This is a genomic window from Hyphomicrobium sp. MC8b (assembly GCF_905067615.1).
In the GTDB taxonomy this organism is placed as follows: Bacteria; Pseudomonadota; Alphaproteobacteria; order Rhizobiales; family Hyphomicrobiaceae; genus Hyphomicrobium_B.
Genome location: NZ_LR898465.1, coordinates 1,302,261 through 1,320,957, shown reverse-complemented (window position 1 = coordinate 1,320,957; position 18,697 = coordinate 1,302,261). Strand labels below are relative to the sequence as shown.

Below are 18,697 nucleotides of genomic sequence, written 5' to 3'. Positions count from 1 at the left end.
GCGTGGCATATGGCCGCGACACGAAAATGGGCTGCCAGAAATTTATGCCGGCGCCTTCAATACCGTTTCGCTGATCTTCCTGACCGCGCTTTCCGGCCCATCGATACCGCGCACGATATGACGAATGCGCAATCCCTTTTCGTTTTTAAAGAACGTGAAGAGATTGTAGTTCGCTGGCGGCTCTTCGCCATGCGCGATCGCTGCTGACGCCGATGCTGCGCCGATGATCGGAACGGCTTTGCCGCGCGAATGTAGCCAATCGAGCCGCGGTTGATGATTGTGTCCATAGAGCACGAGTTCAGCATTCCCGCGTTCGAGCAAATGCGAAAGATGCGCCGCATCGCTCAATGCCCGTCGTGTCGGCGCGAGATCCGGCAATGGCGGATGATGGATCAGCACAACGCGAATGACGCCTTCTTGGCCAAGCGCATCAAGAAGCTCGCTGGCAATTTCGAGTTGATGGCGACCAAGTTTGCCGCCGGCATAAAACGGCGGTGTCTCGACGGCCGAGTTCAAGCCGACGAGCGCGAGCGGCCCGACGCGGCGGACGAACGGAAATGCCAGCGTGTCGTCTTCATCGCCCATATACTGCGCCCACCGACCAATTCCGGCATGACCATGCAGGCTTGAATAAATGTCGTGATTGCCGGGAACGACCGTCACGTCCCGAGGCGCCCCGACGGTCCTCAGCCAACAGAGCGCCGCCTCGTACTCTCCCGGCAACCCCAGATTGATAAGGTCGCCCGTGATGGCGATATGATCGGGCCTCAACGCTTTCGCGTCCGCCACTAATCTGTCGGCGACCGAACGCACGTGAACACGCCGCCGCTTGCGCATCCAATTGGCGTACCCGAGCAGACGTTTTGCATTCCAAAAAGGCCACGCCGCCCGCACGGTAGACGGCAGGTGCACGTCGGAAAAATGCGCGAGCGTGAAAGCTTCGGTCATTGGCGGCGGGAACGATATATAGAGAAACGCACGTCTAGATCACCCTGCGGATGGGAAATGTCCAGCGACGGGCATTGCCGAAGGAGAGTTTGCCGTTGAAAGAAGACATTCCGCTGCTCGGTCGATGGATTGCCCGCGTGTTTCAAAAGTATTGGCGGGTAGCGCGTGGGCTGAACCTCTCCGTCGAAGCCTGTGTCATCGACGAAGCGGGGCGCACTCTTATGGTCCAAAACGAAAGTGGCAGCACCTGGGAATTGCCGGTGGGATTGGTTCATAACAGCGAAAATCTTGAAGCGGCCCTCCGCCGCGTCCTGCGCGAGGTCGCCGGCATCGAGGTTAACGGCCAACCGGATCTGTCGTTCTTCTATGCCAGGGGGAAAAATGAGCAAACGGGAGTGTACCTCGTTCGCCGTTGGCGGCGTGTAACCGCGCTCTCCACCCGCGAGGTGGGTTTTTTCCCGATCGAATCCCTTCCGCCGGACACGGGCGCTCAGACGGCCGAGCGAATTCGCCGCTCCCTCGAGGATCGCATGGCGCCGGAAGTGTGATAGAAGCCGCGGCTGCATTCCTTCGGCCTCCAGCTTTCTGTGTTCGCGCATGTCCCCGTCCCTGACCATCCGCCCCGCGCTTCCCGACGATATCGCCGAGATATCCAAGTTGCATGCGCGCGTGTTCGGTCCGGGACGCTTTGCCCGCTCCGCCTATCGCGTGCGCGAGGGCAAGGGGCACCTGTCGCGGTTTTGCCTTGTCGCCTGTCTCGGCAAAACGGTTATTGCCTCGATCCGCACGACTGAGATCGCCATTGGCGGCAAGACGGGTGCGGTCCTGCTCGGACCGATCGCCGTTGACAACGAACACCGCAGCCTTGGCCTCGGCAGTAAGCTGATCGCGGCAGCACTGGAAGCTGCGCGCAACGGCGGCGCCCGCCTTATCGTGCTCGTCGGCGATCATCCCTATTACGGCCGCTTCGGCTTCAATCCCGTGCCGATGGGCCAGATCGTTTTTCCCGGCCCGGTCAATCCGCAGCGCATCCTGGCCTACGAACTCGCGGCCGATGCCCTCGCCGAGTATCGCGGTCTTGTGGTTGCAGAACCCCCTGCTCGAAAACCCGCCTGATTGGACCAAGGCCGTCTGCGATCGTAACGCCCTCGTAACCGAATCGCCGGAGGATTCCGCGCGGGCATCATCACACGAGTTGTATCAAGTATCGAAACGCGCCAGGGGCAGGCCCACGCAAGCTGCCTCGGCGACAGTCCCCTCGATGCAAGCCACGGAATGGGAAAGCCGGCGATGACCTCAACGTATCTCCTCTATCAGAGCTACGCAGCCGACCTCTCCAAAACGCTTGCCCGCATCAGTTCTCAGTCGGACGTTTCCACTGCCGCACAGTATTATCAAGACAACATCGGCAAGGTGAAGTCCGTCGATGATTTCCTGAACAACCAGCGCCTGTTCTCATATGCGATGACGGCTTACGGGCTAAGCGACATGGCCTACGCCAAGGCCTTCATGAAAAAGGTGCTGACCAGCGACCTGAGCGACAGCAGTAGCTTCGTCAACAAGCTCACCGATCCGCGCTTTCTCACCTTCGCCAAGGCCTATCAATTCTCGACCGACGGCACCGTCGCTCAGCAGGCAGTGACCGCGCAGAATACCAACGACGAAGACGATACGATTGATCTCTACACGCAGGCGCAGGTCAACAAAGCGACCTCAGCCCAAACCGAAGCGACGTACTATCAGGCCAACATCGGCAACATCACGTCCGTCGATCAGCTGATGGCAAACCCTCGCCTATACGATGTCGCGGTCAGATCCTATGGCATCGATCCAGATCTTATTTCGAAATCGACGATCCGCGCGGTCCTAACGAGCGATCTGTCCGATCCCAACAGTGTCGCGAACACGCTGAACAATTCGAATTATAAAACGCTGGCTGCAGCCTTTAATTTCAATACCGACGGCACCGTCAACGGCACAGCCCAATCGGCAGCGAACACGGCCACAACCGTCTATCAATATTTCAACGCGACTGGCACGAACGCCAGCCAGCAGGCCGCCGACTACAAAACGCAATACTACAAATCGACTATCGGCACGGTGTCCAACGTTGATGATTTCCTCGCCAACAACGCCCTCGTCGATGTTGCACTGACAGCCTTTGGGCTCACCCCCAGCCTCACATCCAGAACGCTGCTTAAGCAGGTGCTGACGAGCGATCTTTCCGATCCCAACAGCGTCGCCAATCAGCAAACCAATACCGCCTACAAAAAGCTCGCCCAGGCCTTCAACTTCAACACTGACGGCTCCATCAACGGCTCGATCCAAACGACAGATCAGCTCAACAACGTGGTCAATCTTTATTCGAACACCTTCGATGACAACCTGCAGGCCTCGAACGATCGCGCCATTACCGCGTATAAGAGCACGGTCGAAGGCATCACGACCGTCAGCGATCTCTTGAGCGGCACCGCATACTCTTTCATCATGGCCGCCTACGGACTCAATTCCGATACGACGTCGAAATATACGCTGACCAAGATACTGACGAGCGATCCCAACGATCCGCACAGCTTTGCGAACCAGTCGCACAACGTCGCCTACATCAAGCTGGCGCAGGATTTCAATTTCGACGCCGATGGCAATGCGAAAACGGCCAACGTTGCGCAAACCAACACCAATCTCGCGACAACGGTAACGGCATACACGAGACACAACGGTGGCGCGGTCGCCTCCGGCGCGACAGCCACACAGCAGCAGACATTGGCTACAGCCGAAAGCAATTACTACACATCGACGATCGGCTCGATCACGAATGTCGACGACTTCCTGAAGGACCAGCGCCTCGTCAACTACGCGCTCGATGCCTACAATTTAAAGGACGCCAATCTTACCACTACGGATTTGCGCAAAATCCTAACCAGCGATCCGACCGACCCGACCAGCTACATCAACAAGCCTGAAAATGCGCAGTATCGCGCTCTCGACGTCGCCTTCAATTTCGGGACAGACGGCAATACGCTCAGCGTGCCGATCAATCAGGTCCAGGATCGCAGCCAGATCGTCACTACCAAGGACGGTTACGTCGAGCAGACGATGGAAACGCAAGCGGGCGACCAGAGCACCGGCGTGCAGCTCGCTCTTTATTTCTTGAAAAAGGCTCCGACCATCACGTCAGCTTACCAGATCCTGGGCGACAAAGCGCTTCTGCAATTCACCCAGACCGCCCTTGGCCTGTCGAGCTATATGTCGAACGCCGATATCGATACCCAGGCCACGATGATCACTAAGAAGCTCAACCTCACAGACCTCCAAGACCCGCAAAAGCTGACCAAGCTCATCGCACAATTCTCAGCACTTTATGACATCAACAATTCTGACGTGACCTCGACTTCTCCGGTCCTCCAGATCCTGCAGGGAAGCTCCAACTCTTCAAACGGCATTATCACCATCGACCCGATCACAGTCCCGACCAGCTCCTGATCCTCGCAATTGCGGGGGGCCATTTAACGGATTTGCGTCGTTCCGCATGTAATGTGAAGCCGCCTGCACTGCGTGAACTCTGGGGTCAGCGCCCATTTTCTCGCGTGGTTCAAGGCTCTTTGTCCCGCTTGTGCCCTTTAAGCAGCAGCCGAGAGGATACGGTCGGATGGTCTTTCCGTCTCCGGCGCCAGAGATTAATCTAGCGATTGATCTTTGGCCGGATGTGCCACGCTCTCGCAGAGGACAGCCAGATGAGACCCCTCGCCATCTCCAGTGCCGCCGCGGCCTTGCTGGCCCTGTCGGTTGGTGCGGCCGGCGCGGAACCCCGTTCAGGTTCAGGGCCGCGCGGCCCAGCCGGAGACGTTCCGGTGGCGCCCGTCGATCGCTTAGGCCCAACGTTGCCGCCCGACACCATGCTCGGCCCCGATTCTGGCTGGAACGGCAGCAACAGCGGCGGTGCAGCCGGTCCCAACTATAATCTCGTGCAGCCGCTGTTCGGACCGCCCTTGCCGACGCTACCGAAACCGCGCCGCAAGCCGCGCATCATCCTGGGCCAATAACCGGCCGGTCCTCACCTCACCAACCGCCGAACCTCAGGCGGCCGGGCATGTTCTCGTCACGGCTCTTGCCGCCGCGGACCCCGCCATACCAAGCCGCCGCGAGGCCGATCAGCAGACCGATACCTGTCAGCAGCCCGGACAGCTCGGTGGCCTTCTTCGCTTTGTCGAGAGCTGCGACTGCATCCGCATAAGCCACATCGACTCTCGTCTCGGCATCGCTCAACGGAATACCGGCTTTTGCCGCGACGATGTTTGCCACGAACGATTTATCCTTCGGCGCCATTCCGCTACTGCCGACCGATTTCAGAAAAACGCCTTCGATGGTGCGCGTCTCGTCGGCCGTGAACAGCGGCACCGCCGCCGTCACCGGCTTACCTTCGGGTGGCGCCGACAGCGTCGACACTATTGCCGACAGCGGGCTTGACGATGTTCGATCCGAGAATTTGGCGACGGCCGACGTCGCGTGCAGGGCAAGACCGCTCGCGCCGACTGCGATCAGTCCCGCAAACAACACGCACACTGCCCACGCGACGAACCCTTGCACGCCGTCGCGAAATTCGACTTCGTCCGCAGGTACATCTGCAACACGCGGCCGCACGCGCGCCGCAACAAATCCGGCAATCAGGAACGAAGCGATCGTCGCGATCAAACTCCAAGCTGCCGCTACGCTTGCCGCCAATCCAGTGTGCGACTGACCCGGCCACGGCGACAGCAGCGACAAGCCACCCGCAAGTCCAAGGGAAATAAGTACCAGAGAAAACGCTGAACCTGCTGCCGCCCCGGCGAGAATACCTCGCCAGCTCAGGAAGGATTCAGCTGGGGTCGTCGCCTCGATTTCGATGACATCGGCCATCTGCGCATCTCCTTCGATCATCTAAAACCCAGAAGGCTCAGAAGAAACGAGATGACCACGATTAGTCCGATCAGATAGATGATCTCGTGCACTGCACACGTCTCCTCGCCAAGATTCGAGGTTTCAACAGTGTCGCGGCGTGATTGTTCCAGCCGAAAATACCGAAAGCGCACTGGGTCGTCCGTGTGCGCCGCACTCGTCAAGCGAACGGCGCTAGCACGACTGCGCGGCGGCGCGGTTCAAGGACCGGGAAAAATCGCCGAGCTTCGACCCGTGACCCAATAGGCGACGAGCCCAATCCATTCCTTGACGGCCAGATCCGTGCGCTGCAATCCCGCCGCGAAGCTGTCGAACGGACGGAACGCATCGTCCCAGTCGCGCGTGCGGAAATCGACAGGATACGGCACAACGTCGAAGCCGACCTTGCGAAACACGCCGATCGAACGGGGCATGTGATAGGCCGACGTCACGAGCAGCCAGCGATCTTGCTGAACGGGCCTTAGCAGCGCCTTCGTGAAGACGGCGTTCTGATAGGTATTGCGCGAGTCGTTTTCGATGATGATGCGGTCGGGCGCGATTCCTGCGTCGATGAAGAACTGCTTCACCGCATCCGCGATGCCATTGTCGCCGAACAGCGCCCCGCTGCCGCCGGTAAAAACGACCTTGGCCTCGGGCAGTTCATGAGCGAGCCGAAGCGTCTCGGTCAAACGCTCAGCGGCTTCGTTGAGCGCCAATCCGCCGCGCGCCCGCGTGATGGAAATATCCTCGAAGCCACCCAGCAGAATAATGCCGCTGATCTTCTCGTGCGGCACAGCCGGAACGCGCGAGGCGAAGCGCTCTTCGAGTGGCAGGACCAGAATGTTCCCGCCAGGCAGATAGCCGAACAGCACGATACCGGCGAGACCGACATAGAGCAGCCGCCGCCCCCACTTTGGAGACCAGCCGAGAAGCAGCGTGCCACCGAGCAGCGCAAAGAACACCAGGTTCGAAGGCTGAATGCAGAAGAAAATAACTTTCGACGCGACGAAAAACATCAGCTTCGCTCCCCCTCGCGCCGAAACTCGTCAGATCAGATAAATGGGTCCTTCATCAGGATCGTGTCGTCGCGCTCGGGGCTCGTCGAGAGTAGCGTGACCGGACATTCGATCAACTCTTCGACGCGGCGAACGTATTTCACCGCCTGTGCCGGCAGATCGGCCCAGCGCCGCGCACCGTAGGTCGATTCCGACCAGCCCTCGAACTCTTCATAGATCGGTTCGATCTCGGCCTGTGCCGTGGCGCTTGCAGGCAGCCGGTCGAGCCGCTCGCCGCGAAGCTTATAACCGACGCAAATGCGGATCGTGTCGAAGCCGTCGAGCACGTCGAGCTTCGTCAGCGCAATGCCGTCAATGCCGGACACCTTGGCCACCTGCCGGACGAGGACGCTGTCGAACCAGCCGCAGCGGCGCTTGCGTCCCGTCACGGTACCGAACTCTCGGCCGCGCTCACCGATCTTCTCGCCGATGGCATCCGTCAGCTCCGACGGAAACGGACCCGAGCCAACACGCGTCGTATAGGCCTTCGCGATCCCGAGCACGTAGCCGACGTGGCGCGGACCGATACCGGAGCCGGTCGCAGCCTGCGCCGCAACGGTGTTCGACGAGGTAACGAACGGATACGTGCCATGATCGACATCGAGCAGCGCGCCCTGCGCACCCTCGAACAGAATGCGCTTTCCCTGCCGCCACGCATCGTCGAGGAATTCCCAGGTCACGTCCGAGTAAGGCAGAACCTTCGGCGCGATCGTGACGAGATCATCGATCAGCTTCGCCTTCGAAATCTCTTCCTGACCAAGCCCGCGCCGCAACGCGTTGTGATGCGCCAGCAAACGATCGACCTTCGGCCCGAGCGTCTCGGGCGTCGCCAAATCCTGGAATCGGATCGCCCGGCGGCCGACCTTGTCTTCATAGGCCGGACCGATGCCCCTGCCCGTCGTACCGATCTTCTCCGTGCCGGCTGCGGCTTCGCGCACGACGTCGAGTTCGCGATGCAGGGGCAGGATCAGCGCCGCGTTCTCGGCGATGCGCAGATTATCCGGCGTGATCGAAATCCCCTGCTCCCTTAGCCGCTCGATCTCGCTCACGAGCGCCCACGGATCAATGACGACGCCGTTGCCGATCACCGACATCTTGTCCGGCCGCACCACGCCCGACGGCAGAAGCGACAGCTTGAACGTCTTGTCGCCGATCACCAGCGTATGCCCGGCGTTATGCCCACCTTGAAAACGCACGACGACGTCGGCGCGCTCCGAGAGCCAGTCCACGATTTTGCCTTTGCCCTCGTCGCCCCACTGGGCTCCGATCACGACGACATTCGCCATAAGTCTTAAACCTTCTCAGCCTTCTCATGAATTGGCCCCGGCTCGAGCCAGGGCCATGCGGCACACCCGCTTGTTAAACCTGGGACTTGAAGCGCCCGCCTCAAGGCCCGTAAACGACCGACTTCGACGCAGGCCACGAAACCCGATAGCCATACTCGAGGATTTTCTCCTCGTCCGGCTCCAGCTTCGCCTGGAAGGCGATGACGCCGCGCTTGTCATCGACGTTGGTCGTAGTGGGCGACGCCTTGCCCGTCATCTCGACCTTGATGTCGTCGTTCTGCGAGACCGGAACGCGATCGAGAATCGTTACGTCGATCGGCCGCTCATGCATGTTCTTGACGTTGACCTGGAAATTCCGGCTATCGACATGCGACGTCGAAATCAGCCCGGTCTCGCCGCGCTTATCTTCCAGCACCGCATGCTTGACTTTCACCTGATCGTCAACGCCGAAACCGATATCGTGGTCTTCTCCGGGGCGCAAAAGTGGTAAATTTCCGGTTCCGACGAACGTCCCATCCCGGAAAAGATAGACGGTGCCCGGCAGCATGGGGCTCCCCTTGGCCACATTGATCCGGGCGTAGAGGTAGGCGTTAGTATCAACCTTCGGGACTGAGCGGCAGCCAAGCGTCGGCTCGCTACTTTCGGACGCGATCAAGACGCGCTTGGGCTCGCCGTTCGCCGCCACGGTCACCCGCCCCGGAACCCCAAACGTCGCATCGAACGGCGCACTTTTGAGCTGTGCAACGGCTTCTTCAGCCGCGACGGGGGCGTTAGCCTCCGCACCCGCACCGAGTGTAGCGTCAAGCTCCGCATCCATCTTACGACGCGCCATCAGCGTCGGAGCGGGTGGCGGAGCCGGCATTGCCGCTACAGGCTTTGGCTCCGGCTCGAAATCGACGAACTGCGTCTCAATATCCGGCGCCGCAGATCCATCCGACGGACGCGCCGTCGAAAGTTCCATTGAAACGCCGTTCCAGTCCTCGCCTGTCACCTGCGAAATGGCAGCCCGCCGGTCGATCGAAAGCTTCGGCGGCTCGGTTTTGGTGCCCGTCGAAAGGCGCGCATCATAAAGCGGCGTCCAATGTGCATCCGGCACCTGATAGTGAATGCTCAAATCGACATCGAGCGGGCTCTGCGCGATCACATGAATGCGCACTTCCGTCTGCCGCGTACGCGCCGGAGCAAGCGACGACATCTGCGCCTTGGCGTCGGCGATCTGCCGGTCGATGTCTCGTGTCTTCTGCTCGGCATCGAGCGCGAGCTTGCCCGCATCGGTCGTTCCCTGCGCGATGAGCGCCAGAACCTTTGTCCAGTCATCGAGCGCCGTCGCAGGCTCGCCCTGCGGGGCGGGCCGCGTCGGCAATTGCGCCAGGTTGGCGATCAGCTTCTGCTGCGTCTTTGCCGCCAGCGCCTGGGCCTCGATAGTTTTCCGCTGATCCTTCAGCGTCTGTATCTTGTCTTCGAGAATTTTACGCTGCGCATCCGCCGCTTCGCTTTCAGCACGCTGCAGCATTTTCTGCGCCGTATCGACAGAACCGATATCGAGCTTACCGGACGCCCGCCCTTCGACGCGGATCGACCCGGGAATAGCGCTCGCCGGCAGGTCGCCGACGACAATGGTGTGCTCGCCCTTATCGAGATGCACCTTCGCCAGTCGCGTCACTTCTGCCCCCGACAGGAACACCGTCACCGCATCAACGGCCGACGTTGCCGGAACCTGAGCCGCAAATGCCGGTGCGGACAAGGCGGAAAACCAGACAGCCGCCCAAACAGCCGCTAAGACAAAGCGCATCGCGTTGAGACCTCTCGTTGATCGTTTCTGACACGTGGGGAAGACCGCACCCTAGCGCGCTGGTGAGCCCAGCCGATTATGACCGATGGTATGCGCGAGAAAAAGGCATTGACACGACCAGTTTTAACCAGTTTGCGAGCGGCATCGGCTCATTTTTAGGCCGCAATGACGGCACGGGCCTCCGCATAGGCCCAATCGAGCCAGGGCAGAAGCGCGGCGATGTCTTGCGTTTCGACCGTCGCGCCGCACCAGATCCGCAGACCCGCGGGCATTCCACGATAAGCCGCGATATCGAACGCCGCCGCTTCGGCTTCGAGTAACTGCACCATCGCGCGCATGACATCAGCGCGCACGCTCTCCGAGGCAGCAGCAAGTTGCGGTTCTACAAAGCGCATCGCGACCGACGTGTGCGACCGCGTCTGCGGATCGACGGCCAAGGGCGCAATCCAATCCGTCCGCTCGATCCAATCGTAAAGCAGCGCTGCGTTAGCGTCGGCACGCGCGATCGTCGCTTCTAGTCCGCCAATCTCTGTGGCCCAGGCGAGTGCATCGAGATAGTCCTCGACGCATAGCATCGACGGCGTATTGAGCGTCACACCTTCGAACACGTCGCGCAGGACGCCGTCGGCATTCCATAGCCGGAAAAGCTTCGGCACCGGCCAAGGCGGCCGATGCGTTTCCAGCCGTTCGAGCGCGCGCGGCGACAGGATCAGCATGCCGTGCGCGCCCTCGCCGCCAAGCACCTTCTGCCAGGAATACGTCAGCACATCGATCTTGCGGAAGTCGATCTCTTCTGCGAGCAGCGCCGACGTCGCGTCGCACATGACGAGGCCATCGCGATCCGATGCGATCCAGTTCGCATCCGGCACACGCACACCCGTCGTCGTCCCATTCCAGGTGAAAAGAACGTCGCGCGAAAAATCGACCTGACCGAGATCAGGTAAATGCCCGGGTTCGGCCTCGAACGTTCTGAGATCGGCAAGCTTCAATTCTGTCGTCGCGTCACGAAGCCAATTGCGACCGAACACGTCCCAGGCAAGAACATCGACGCCGCGTTGCCCGAGTAAATTCCACATCGCCATTTCGAACGCACCGGTGTCCGATCCCGGAACGATGGCCACTTCATAACCGGGCGGCAATCGCAGAAGCTCATGCGTGCGCGTGACGGCAAGCTTCAATCGCTCCCGACCCTCCGCCGAGCGGTGCGAGCGCCCGACCAGCGCATTGCTGAGTGCATCCGGCCGCCACCCCAGCCGCTTGGCGCAGGGCCCGGACGAAAAGAACGGCCTTTCAGGAGTGGTTTTGGGCTTCAAAATCTTCGGCATGGGGGCCTCTTAGCATGGCCTCCCCCCAAAGAAAAAGGCGGCCGCGAACGGCCGCCTTTCGGCACCAAAGCAACACAAGGGTGCACGCTTTCTAATCAAACTTGATGCGAATGCCCGAGCGGAACTGCTGCAGGATTGAATCTTTGAAGGTCAGGCGATTATTGCCGGAAATCGAATCGCCATCGATTGAGATGCCGCCACTCTCCCACAGCATCTGCCAGCCATTGTCCCAAACGATCGAGTCCGTGAGGTCTGTCGAAACGCCCGCCTGAACCGCTGCGGCAAAATTGATCTGGTTCTTGGAACTCGAGCCGGACGTACTCGAAGATGGCGGCGATCCAGGATTGCAACTAATGCCGGGAAAATCGAAGGTATCGGCACAGCTCGCATTCTCGGTATAGCTGCGCTCCAAACGCCGCCACGTCAATCCGAAGCCGCCACCGAGATAAGGCGTGAAGCGCGTTCCAGTCGGAATATCGTAAAGCAGATTGAAGAGCGCTGTCGTTCGCGAGAGCTTCACAGTGTCATTGCGAAATACACCGTACTGTTGCGTCTCGATAGCCGTGCCAGGCTCACCAAACGTTCGATACTTAACCTGCCCGTCGATCAAGTTGGTATTGGGGGTATAATCGACTGCAATTTCCCAACGTAGCGACGGTGTGATGTAGCGGCCGAAAGTCAGTCCAAATGTCGGGGACGAAGCAATATCATTGCCGTCCTTGACTGGCATGTTGGGATCGGAATCTTTAATCGTAGCGTCCGTCAGCAGATTTCCGCCAAGCGACAGCCCGATATACCAATCGCTGTCCGCATCATATGTCGGGACCGGTGCAGGAGCAGGCACCGGGATCGGCACGCCGCCGCCCATGTCTTTGACGCCTCCCCAATCGGCTGCCATCGCAGGCGCCGCACCGGAAGCCATCACAAATATCGTCGCAATCCACGCAATGGTAGATTTCATCGCCCCACCCTTTGAAGTCGGCGCTCAAGACAAAACGCACGCCACTAGTGACTCTGCTCGACGCTACGCTTGCGCTAACAAAGCCAAGGGAGGGAAAAACGGTCTTCGGACGGTGTCCTGTGCGCTTCCCTTAAAGGGAAGCGCACGACGCAACAACGTGGACACACGTACGCGAAACACCGCAGTACAAACCGCACCTGTTGGCATTCCAAGCAGACGCAGCCCCCCGCGTCTGCCTACTCATTTACTTGGCGGACAAAACGCGTCCGCCCCCCTAATTCAGGTCGTAACGCACACCGATACGAAACTGGTGCGCGGTGATTTCTTTGAGCTTCTCGGCCGCCGTCGTGCCGTCGGCATCGAATGCCACAGTCTTGGCGTCGCCGAGGTAGAGAAAGCGGTATCCGAAATCGAGATAGACCGCGTGCCCCGTATTGACCTCGACGGGATCGGCATCTTTCGTGCTGCCCGAAACATACATCGTCCGGCCGCCCCACAGGCGCCACGAGATGCCGGCCATCGCTGCAGCTGCGAAGTTATCGGTCGATTGTCCGCCGTATGACGATGTGCCCGCCGCCGTCGTGACCGTTCCCGAATTCGTTTCGTTATGCGCCCAGCCGATGCCGCCGCCGATATAAGGCACGAAGCGCCCGCCGCGATTGAATTCGTAATAGAGGTTCGCAAGCACGACCGTGCTGTTGAAATCGAGTTGCGAGGAACCGAAATCGAAATCGGTTTCGTTCTTGGCGTCGAACATATGATCGACGGTGATGTCGCCGCGGAAGCCCCAGGCGTAATACTGACCGATGCCGCCGCCGACGGTCCATGCGCCTTCCGACTTCGTATAGTGCGTGTCGAAATCGCTGAAAGACATGCCCGGCGTCGGATACCACGTGTACCCGCCATCGGCGCGCAAGTACCATTTCCACGTGAATTGCTGAGGCATCGGCGCCATCGTCGGCGCAGTGTCGAGATCGGGCGACCCGAGATCGGCCGCAGACGCCCCAACGGCGCCTCCGAACAGAAGCGCAGCGCTGACAAACGGAACTGTGCGCGCAAAAAACATACGGGTTCCCTAGGAACCGGTCCGCGCGATTCGCCCGAACCGGATTTAAAATCGAACCCGAATATTGCCGAGAGTGTTTAAGGGAGCCTTAATCGCCGTCGAATTGTGGCACGCCTAGCCGTGGCCATAGTCCTAACGAAAGGTAAATGCCGCACGCTGACTTGTGGCCGTGCAGCCCTGTGCCTGCACCTAAGTCTATTACCATCGAGAACGAACCCGAGGATGCCAGGACAAACGTCCCACTAAGCCGCGGCTGCTGCCGACTTCACGGCATCGACGATGTCGCCCACGATGCTGGATACGATTTTCTCATCGTCGCCTTCCGCCATCACGCGAATGACAGGCTCCGTGCCCGATGGCCGGATGACGAGGCGCCCGTTCTCGCCAAGCTTTGCTTTCGCGCCTTCGATCGCCTTGACCACGCGCGTGTCCTCGAGCGGCTGCCCGTTTGAATAGCGCACGTTCTGCAAAATCTGCGGCAACGGGCGAAAGCGATTGCAGACTTCCGATACTGTCTTTCCGGTCGCCACGACGCAGGCGAGAATCTGCAGCGCAGAAACCAGTCCATCACCCGTCGTCGTGAAATCCGACAACACGATATGGCCCGACTGCTCGCCTCCGACGTTGAAACCGTGTTTCCGCATGTATTCGGTCACATAACGGTCGCCAACCGGCGTGCGCGCCAGGGAGAGACCAATAGACCGCAAGTACCGCTCAAGCCCGAGATTGCTCATCACCGTCGCGACGATACCGCCACCCGCGAGCTTGCCGGTGCGATGCCAGCTTTCGGCGATCACTGCCATCAGCTGATCGCCATCGACGATATCGCCCTTCTCATCGACGATCACGACTCGGTCGGCGTCGCCGTCAAGCGCGATGCCAATGTCGGCGCGCAACTCCTTGACCTTGTCGACCAGCGTCTGCGGCGAAGTCGAACCGCAGTTCAAATTGATGTTGAGACCGTTTGGCTCGACGCCAATCTTAATGACTTCCGCACCAAGCTCCCACAACGCTTCCGGCGCGACCTTGTAGGCAGCGCCGTTGGCGCAGTCGATGACGATCCGGAGCCCTGCGAGGCGCAGCTGCTTCGGCATCGTCCGCTTGGCGAATTCGATATAGCGTTCCTGCGCGCTCTCGACCCGGGTTGCCCGTCCGATCCGATCGGCATCGACAAGCAGCGTCCGGCTGTCCGCGTCGATCAGATCCTCGATCTGCTGTTCCATGTCGTCGGACAGCTTGTAACCGTCAGGGTCGAACAGCTTGATGCCGTTATCGTGCGATGGGTTATGCGATGCCGATAGCATCACGCCGAGATCGGCGCGCAGCGACCGCGTCAGCATGGCGACCGCCGGCGTCGGCATGGGCCCAAGCAGAAACACATCCATGCCGACAGCGGTGAAGCCCGACATCAGTGCGGCTTCGAGCATATAGCCTGAGAGCCGCGTGTCCTTGCCGATGACGACGCGATGGCGATGCGTACCGGACCGGAAAACGGTTCCGGCCGCCATGCCGACCTTCAACGCCAGTTCCGACGTCATCGGGTGACGATTGGCGAGACCGCGAATGCCGTCCGTCCCGAAATACCGCCGTGCCATGCTATCCTCCCGTAGAGCCGGAACGCTTGCAGCCGGCCTTTTTGGCCCCGGCGAAGCAATCCGGAATTGGCGGAGAAACGCGTGTCGCACCGAGACGACCTGCTTCCCCCTCACCCCTCGCCATCATAGATGCCCGAGAGCTGTTCCGCATTCCATCCCCATGGTTGAATGAAACAAAATTTTGCACGGAATTCCACTGAGGGTTGAAAACAGCGCTAATAAAGCCGCACCTGCCGAGCGTCCTCGCGCGGGGTGGCGAAGCGACATGGAATCGGCCCATAGCTCGGCTATTGATGAATCGCGCGCCTCAGAGGACTGAATTGGCGTGCGCGATCTGAGAGGTAACGCAATTATGGCAGTCTTTCTTGCGGTCGCAAACCGAAAGGGCGGCGTCGGCAAATCCACGGTTTCGGTGATGCTCGCGCACGGCCTGGCGGTCTATGGCAACAAGCGCGTCCTTCTGATCGACCTCGACTCCCAGTGCAACGCTTCCCTGATCCTGATGGGCGGCCAGGGCTGGAATGAATCTCGCAAGGCCGGCAAGACGATCGCCGACTATTTCTACGATCTTTTCGACGGCATACCGGCGAATGCGCGCGACTATGTCGCCAAGAACGTCGGCGACGTCTCTGCGGCAAACGGCAAGCCCGCGCCGATCTCGCTCGTGCCGGGATCTCTTCTGCTCGAGGATATCCAGGGCGAGCTGTACCTGAAGCAGGCGAACCAGAGCAACGTGCCCGAGGTCGTCGCCAACCGTGTACGCGGCCGCATGGAAAGCCTCATCCGCCGCTTCGAAGGCGACTATGACGTCGTCATTCTCGATTGTGCGCCAGGCCTCTCGTTCGCGGCGCTCGCGGCGCTCAAGACGGCTGACAAGGTGATAGTGCCATTCCGCCCCGACTACGTCTCGCAGCTTGCCGTCGACCGCGTCGCCATGCTGATCGAGGACATGCGCAACCTCGACGATCTGGCCGAGATGCCGCCGGAAGACCGCCGTTACGTCTGCCTCGCAAACTACGTGCGCAACGACGACCGCGACTATATGATGATCGAAGAAATTAGCCTCGTGCATCCTGTGCTCGAGACGTTCCTGCCGCAGCGCAACGGCATCGCCAACGCTTTCGACTATCTTGGCAAGCTCCGCCCGATCGACGCCAAATACGCCGATGCTGCCGGTGACGTGAAAGAGCTTCACCAGGAAATCGCGCGACTGGTCGAAACGGTCGCCGCGAAAAAGAAAGCCGCAGTCGCTGTTTCTTAACCGTTGAGAGCGAAAAGACGTCGATCATGAGCAAAGGCAAACAGCTCTGGCCCGGCGATGAGATGCTCAACTTCTTTCGTGCCCACATCCGGCGCGAAACGTCTCTCGATGCGGAAACAGCCGAAAAACTTGCAGCCGCGCTGACGAAGTCCGTCAATCGCATGCTGGTGTGGGAGGTCCCTGCCGACCTGCCGGAAGCTGCCGCGACGCCTCCTCCGCCACCAAAGATCGAAAGCGAGATCGCCGTTCAGGAGCGGCACGACCGCGCCGAGAACTTTAATCCATACCTGTTCTCCGCGCTTGTCGCCTTGGCGAAGCATGGCCGCGACGGCCTGATGCTGCGGCTGAAAGATATCAAGTCGGCCGAAAATCTACGTGCCTTCGCCGAAGCGCAACATGTCCCGGTTGACGCGTCGCTGAAACGAACCGACGATATCCGCAAGGCCATCGTGGCAGGCGTCGAACGCCGGCTCACGGATCGCAAAGCCGCCGCAAGCTAACCGGCCGCAATCCTTAAACCGGGAGAAGCCTATTGGTGACCGACAGTGTGAGCGACGGACCCCCTCATCTCCGCCGCTCCGTCGGGCCGACTCAGCTTGCACTCTATGCGCTCGGCAGCATGGTCGGCTCAGGTATCTACGGCCTGATCGGCAAGGCTGCAGGCGAAGCCGGCTCCGCTGTCTGGCTGTCATTCCTGGCCGCGCTCGTTGCGGCGCTGCTGACGTCGCTGTCTTATGCCTCTCTCGGCTCACGGTACCCGCGCGCGGGCGGCGCCGCCTACGTCACCGACCGCGCCTTCGGCATTCCAGTTCTGAGCTTCACCATTGGTTTGGCGCTCGTTGCCTCCGGGCTGACGTCGGTCGCGACGCAATCAAAAATCTTCGCCGCCATCGTCGCCGATCTGGCTGGCTGGGAAGCCTCGTCGCCGAACATCATCGCCATCGGCTTCCTTCTCATTCTTTCCGGCATCGTCTTCCGCGGCATTCGCGAAAGCATGTGGGTGAACGTCGTCTGCACGTTGATGGAAGTCTCGGGCCTCCTCCTCGTCATCGCCTCCGGCCTCTCGTACTGGGGCACCGTCGACTATTTCCAAATCCCGCCCGAGCGCGCCGATCTCGGCCTCGGGGTCGTCGTCTTGCAGGCTTCCGTGCTCGCCTTCTTCGCGTTCATCGGCTTCGAGGATGCCGTGAACGTCGCGGAAGAATGCAAAGATCCCGAGCGCACGATCCCGCGCGGCTTGATCGTGGCCACCCTCGCCGCAGCGGTGCTGTACGTCGCCGTCTCGATCACGGCCGTTTCCGTCGTGCCGTGGCAGGAACTCGCCGCTGCGCCGAGCCCGCTGACGGCCGTCCTCGAAAAGAGTGCGCCGAGCATCCCGGCGGAACTAATGACGCTCATCGCGCTTTTCTCGGTCGCCAACACCGCGCTCGTCAATTACGTGACAGCCTCGCGCCTCATCTACGGCATGTCGGGACAAGGCCTGTTGCCGAGCTTTATCGGCCGCGTGCATGAGACCCGCCGGACACCGCACATCGCCATCGCAGCGCTGCTCGGACTGCTCCTGCTATTGGTCGTCGCCGGCCAGATTGCCGACCTCGCTGCGGCCACGGTCCTGCTACTGCTGGTGATCTTCATTGCGGTGAATGCGGCGCTCGTCGTTCTGAAGCGCCGCCCCGGTGAAGCGCGGGGCCGCTTCGAAATCCCGATTGCGCTACCGATTGCCGGTATCGGCGTCTGCAGCGTGTTGCTGATCACCCGTCTCGCGAGCGCAGACTGGCGCGCGCCGGCACTCGCCGCCGCGCTCCTCGCCGGCATTCTCGCGCTCTACGCAATATTGCGGCTGACGAAGGCAAGCCAGCGCTGATCAGTGCGCGGCGGCGGCAAGTTCGTCTTGCAGGCGCTGGTTTTCAGCCTCCAGATCGGCGATGCGGGACTGCAACCGGCCGATCGCGTCTTTCACTTCGTCGAACGGCAGCATGCGTGGAATATGCTGCGGGCAATTCAGATCCCACGCTTCGAGTGTGAAGACGATCGCCCGCTCCGGCCTGCCGCGGTAGCCCGGATCGCTGAGCTGCGACAGCAGCGCGTCGTCACCCTCGACCACCTTTGCGGTGCCCCAGAGTTTGGCGCGGCGCAGGTTCACATAGTCCATGATGAATATGAACGCCTTCGCGTTCTCACCCAGATTGCCGACGGTGATGTATTGCTTGTTGCCGCCGAAATCCGCGAACGCCAGCGTCTTCTCGTCGAGAACCTTGACAAACCCCGCTGGGCCGCCGCGATGCTGCACATAAGGCTGCCCGTCGGCGCTCGCCGTCGCCAAATAGAACGAACGCGTTTCCGCAATCCGTTCCGCGAGATCTTCAGTGATCGTCGTCGGCCAGCCCCTGAGCCGCTCCATGCGCTCGTATTGCTGGCGCGACCCATGCCGAGCCTGCTCGGCCTTCACCGCAGGCGTAAACGCAATGTCAGACGCGACACGATCCACAGCACA

General features: G+C 60.5%; 17 protein-coding genes. 7 read left to right on the top strand and 10 right to left on the bottom strand.

The window, feature by feature from the left end; genetic code table 11:
* Positions 1 to 42: 42 nt before the first annotated feature.
* Positions 43 to 948 (bottom strand): metallophosphoesterase family protein, encoded by a 906-nt coding sequence (locus ACLB1Z_RS06435; RefSeq protein WP_409562554.1) that lies wholly within the window; start codon positions 946 to 948, stop codon positions 43 to 45.
* 95 nt (positions 949 to 1,043) lie between these two features.
* On the opposite strand from ACLB1Z_RS06435, the gene ACLB1Z_RS06430 reads away from it, so the two are divergent.
* The 4 genes from ACLB1Z_RS06430 (at position 1,044) to ACLB1Z_RS06415 (ending at position 4,991) form a co-directional block, all read left to right on the top strand.
* Positions 1,044 to 1,496: an NUDIX domain-containing protein gene (locus ACLB1Z_RS06430; protein ID WP_409562553.1), complete on the top strand. Its 453-nt coding sequence runs from the start codon at positions 1,044 to 1,046 to the stop codon at positions 1,494 to 1,496.
* Between the two features lie 49 nt (positions 1,497 to 1,545).
* Positions 1,546 to 2,064 (top strand): GNAT family N-acetyltransferase, encoded by a 519-nt coding sequence (locus tag ACLB1Z_RS06425; protein ID WP_409562552.1) that lies wholly within the window; start codon positions 1,546 to 1,548, stop codon positions 2,062 to 2,064.
* A 174-nt stretch (positions 2,065 to 2,238) separates the two neighbouring features.
* Positions 2,239 to 4,431, top strand: a complete 2,193-nt coding sequence (locus ACLB1Z_RS06420; protein WP_409562551.1) for a DUF1217 domain-containing protein — start codon at positions 2,239 to 2,241, stop codon at positions 4,429 to 4,431.
* Between the two features lie 251 nt (positions 4,432 to 4,682).
* Entirely contained in the window at positions 4,683 to 4,991 is a 309-nt protein-coding gene (locus tag ACLB1Z_RS06415; RefSeq protein ID WP_409562550.1) for a hypothetical protein, read from the top strand.
* A 16-nt stretch (positions 4,992 to 5,007) separates the two neighbouring features.
* On the opposite strand, the gene ACLB1Z_RS06410 is transcribed toward ACLB1Z_RS06415, so the two are convergent.
* From ACLB1Z_RS06410 to glmM, 8 genes are all read right to left on the bottom strand, one after another.
* Positions 5,008 to 5,844 carry a hypothetical protein gene (locus ACLB1Z_RS06410; RefSeq protein ID WP_409562549.1) on the bottom strand — a complete coding sequence of 279 codons (837 nt, stop codon included), beginning with the start codon at positions 5,842 to 5,844 and terminating at the stop codon, positions 5,008 to 5,010.
* A 239-nt stretch (positions 5,845 to 6,083) separates the two neighbouring features.
* Complete coding sequence (locus ACLB1Z_RS06405) at positions 6,084 to 6,878, bottom strand: YdcF family protein (protein WP_409562548.1); 795 nt, start codon at positions 6,876 to 6,878, stop codon at positions 6,084 to 6,086.
* A gap of 35 nt (positions 6,879 to 6,913) precedes the next feature.
* Positions 6,914 to 8,203 (bottom strand): adenylosuccinate synthase, encoded by a 1,290-nt coding sequence (locus tag ACLB1Z_RS06400; RefSeq protein WP_409562547.1) that lies wholly within the window; start codon positions 8,201 to 8,203, stop codon positions 6,914 to 6,916.
* 100 nt (positions 8,204 to 8,303) lie between these two features.
* On the bottom strand, positions 8,304 to 9,995 hold the full coding sequence (locus ACLB1Z_RS06395) for a mucoidy inhibitor MuiA family protein (RefSeq protein WP_409562546.1): 1,692 nt from the start codon (positions 9,993 to 9,995) through the stop codon (positions 8,304 to 8,306).
* 155 nt (positions 9,996 to 10,150) lie between these two features.
* Positions 10,151 to 11,320: a phosphoserine transaminase gene (locus ACLB1Z_RS06390; RefSeq protein ID WP_409562545.1), complete on the bottom strand. Its 1,170-nt coding sequence runs from the start codon at positions 11,318 to 11,320 to the stop codon at positions 10,151 to 10,153.
* 91 nt (positions 11,321 to 11,411) lie between these two features.
* A complete protein-coding gene (locus tag ACLB1Z_RS06385) occupies positions 11,412 to 12,281 on the bottom strand; it encodes an outer membrane beta-barrel protein (protein WP_409562544.1) in 870 nt (289 codons plus the stop codon).
* 274 nt (positions 12,282 to 12,555) lie between these two features.
* Positions 12,556 to 13,347 carry an outer membrane protein gene (locus ACLB1Z_RS06380; RefSeq protein ID WP_409562543.1) on the bottom strand — a complete coding sequence of 264 codons (792 nt, stop codon included), beginning with the start codon at positions 13,345 to 13,347 and terminating at the stop codon, positions 12,556 to 12,558.
* Positions 13,348 to 13,589: 242 nt separating this feature from the next.
* Entirely contained in the window at positions 13,590 to 14,942 is a 1,353-nt protein-coding gene (gene glmM, locus ACLB1Z_RS06375) for a phosphoglucosamine mutase (protein WP_409562542.1), read from the bottom strand.
* 352 nt (positions 14,943 to 15,294) lie between these two features.
* Here glmM and ACLB1Z_RS06370 point away from each other — a divergent pair, with 352 nt between their 5' ends.
* Genes ACLB1Z_RS06370 through ACLB1Z_RS06360 form a run of 3 tightly spaced genes read left to right on the top strand, consistent with a single transcriptional unit; the run spans position 15,295 to position 18,067 of the window.
* On the top strand, positions 15,295 to 16,203 hold the full coding sequence (locus ACLB1Z_RS06370; protein ID WP_409562541.1) for a ParA family protein: 909 nt from the start codon (positions 15,295 to 15,297) through the stop codon (positions 16,201 to 16,203).
* Between the two features lie 26 nt (positions 16,204 to 16,229).
* Positions 16,230 to 16,703 (top strand): hypothetical protein, encoded by a 474-nt coding sequence (locus tag ACLB1Z_RS06365; protein WP_409562540.1) that lies wholly within the window; start codon positions 16,230 to 16,232, stop codon positions 16,701 to 16,703.
* A gap of 35 nt (positions 16,704 to 16,738) precedes the next feature.
* Positions 16,739 to 18,067: an APC family permease gene (locus tag ACLB1Z_RS06360; protein ID WP_409562539.1), complete on the top strand. Its 1,329-nt coding sequence runs from the start codon at positions 16,739 to 16,741 to the stop codon at positions 18,065 to 18,067.
* Here the strand turns inward: ACLB1Z_RS06360 and ACLB1Z_RS06355 are convergent, their stop codons facing one another.
* Positions 18,068 to 18,691: a pyridoxamine 5'-phosphate oxidase family protein gene (locus ACLB1Z_RS06355; RefSeq protein WP_409562538.1), complete on the bottom strand. Its 624-nt coding sequence runs from the start codon at positions 18,689 to 18,691 to the stop codon at positions 18,068 to 18,070. It lies immediately after the preceding gene.
* Positions 18,692 to 18,697 lie beyond the last annotated feature (6 nt).

What these genes read in the sequence shown, in the direction of transcription:
- ACLB1Z_RS06435 (WP_409562554.1), bottom strand. Translation starts at nt 948, where the DNA reads ATGACCGAAGCTTTCACGCTCGCGCATTTTTCCGACGTGCACCTGCCG.
- ACLB1Z_RS06425 (WP_409562552.1), top strand. Translation starts at nt 1,546, where the DNA reads ATGTCCCCGTCCCTGACCATCCGCCCCGCGCTTCCCGACGATATCGCC.
- ACLB1Z_RS06420 (WP_409562551.1), top strand. Translation starts at nt 2,239, where the DNA reads ATGACCTCAACGTATCTCCTCTATCAGAGCTACGCAGCCGACCTCTCC.
- ACLB1Z_RS06415 (WP_409562550.1), top strand. Translation starts at nt 4,683, where the DNA reads ATGAGACCCCTCGCCATCTCCAGTGCCGCCGCGGCCTTGCTGGCCCTG.
- ACLB1Z_RS06410 (WP_409562549.1), bottom strand. Translation starts at nt 5,844, where the DNA reads ATGGCCGATGTCATCGAAATCGAGGCGACGACCCCAGCTGAATCCTTC.
- ACLB1Z_RS06405 (WP_409562548.1), bottom strand. Translation starts at nt 6,878, where the DNA reads ATGTTTTTCGTCGCGTCGAAAGTTATTTTCTTCTGCATTCAGCCTTCG.
- ACLB1Z_RS06400 (WP_409562547.1), bottom strand. Translation starts at nt 8,203, where the DNA reads ATGGCGAATGTCGTCGTGATCGGAGCCCAGTGGGGCGACGAGGGCAAA.
- ACLB1Z_RS06395 (WP_409562546.1), bottom strand. Translation starts at nt 9,995, where the DNA reads ATGCGCTTTGTCTTAGCGGCTGTTTGGGCGGCTGTCTGGTTTTCCGCC.
- ACLB1Z_RS06390 (WP_409562545.1), bottom strand. Translation starts at nt 11,320, where the DNA reads ATGCCGAAGATTTTGAAGCCCAAAACCACTCCTGAAAGGCCGTTCTTT.
- ACLB1Z_RS06385 (WP_409562544.1), bottom strand. Translation starts at nt 12,281, where the DNA reads ATGAAATCTACCATTGCGTGGATTGCGACGATATTTGTGATGGCTTCC.
- ACLB1Z_RS06380 (WP_409562543.1), bottom strand. Translation starts at nt 13,347, where the DNA reads ATGTTTTTTGCGCGCACAGTTCCGTTTGTCAGCGCTGCGCTTCTGTTC.
- glmM (WP_409562542.1), bottom strand. Translation starts at nt 14,942, where the DNA reads ATGGCACGGCGGTATTTCGGGACGGACGGCATTCGCGGTCTCGCCAAT.
- ACLB1Z_RS06370 (WP_409562541.1), top strand. Translation starts at nt 15,295, where the DNA reads ATGGCAGTCTTTCTTGCGGTCGCAAACCGAAAGGGCGGCGTCGGCAAA.
- ACLB1Z_RS06365 (WP_409562540.1), top strand. Translation starts at nt 16,230, where the DNA reads ATGAGCAAAGGCAAACAGCTCTGGCCCGGCGATGAGATGCTCAACTTC.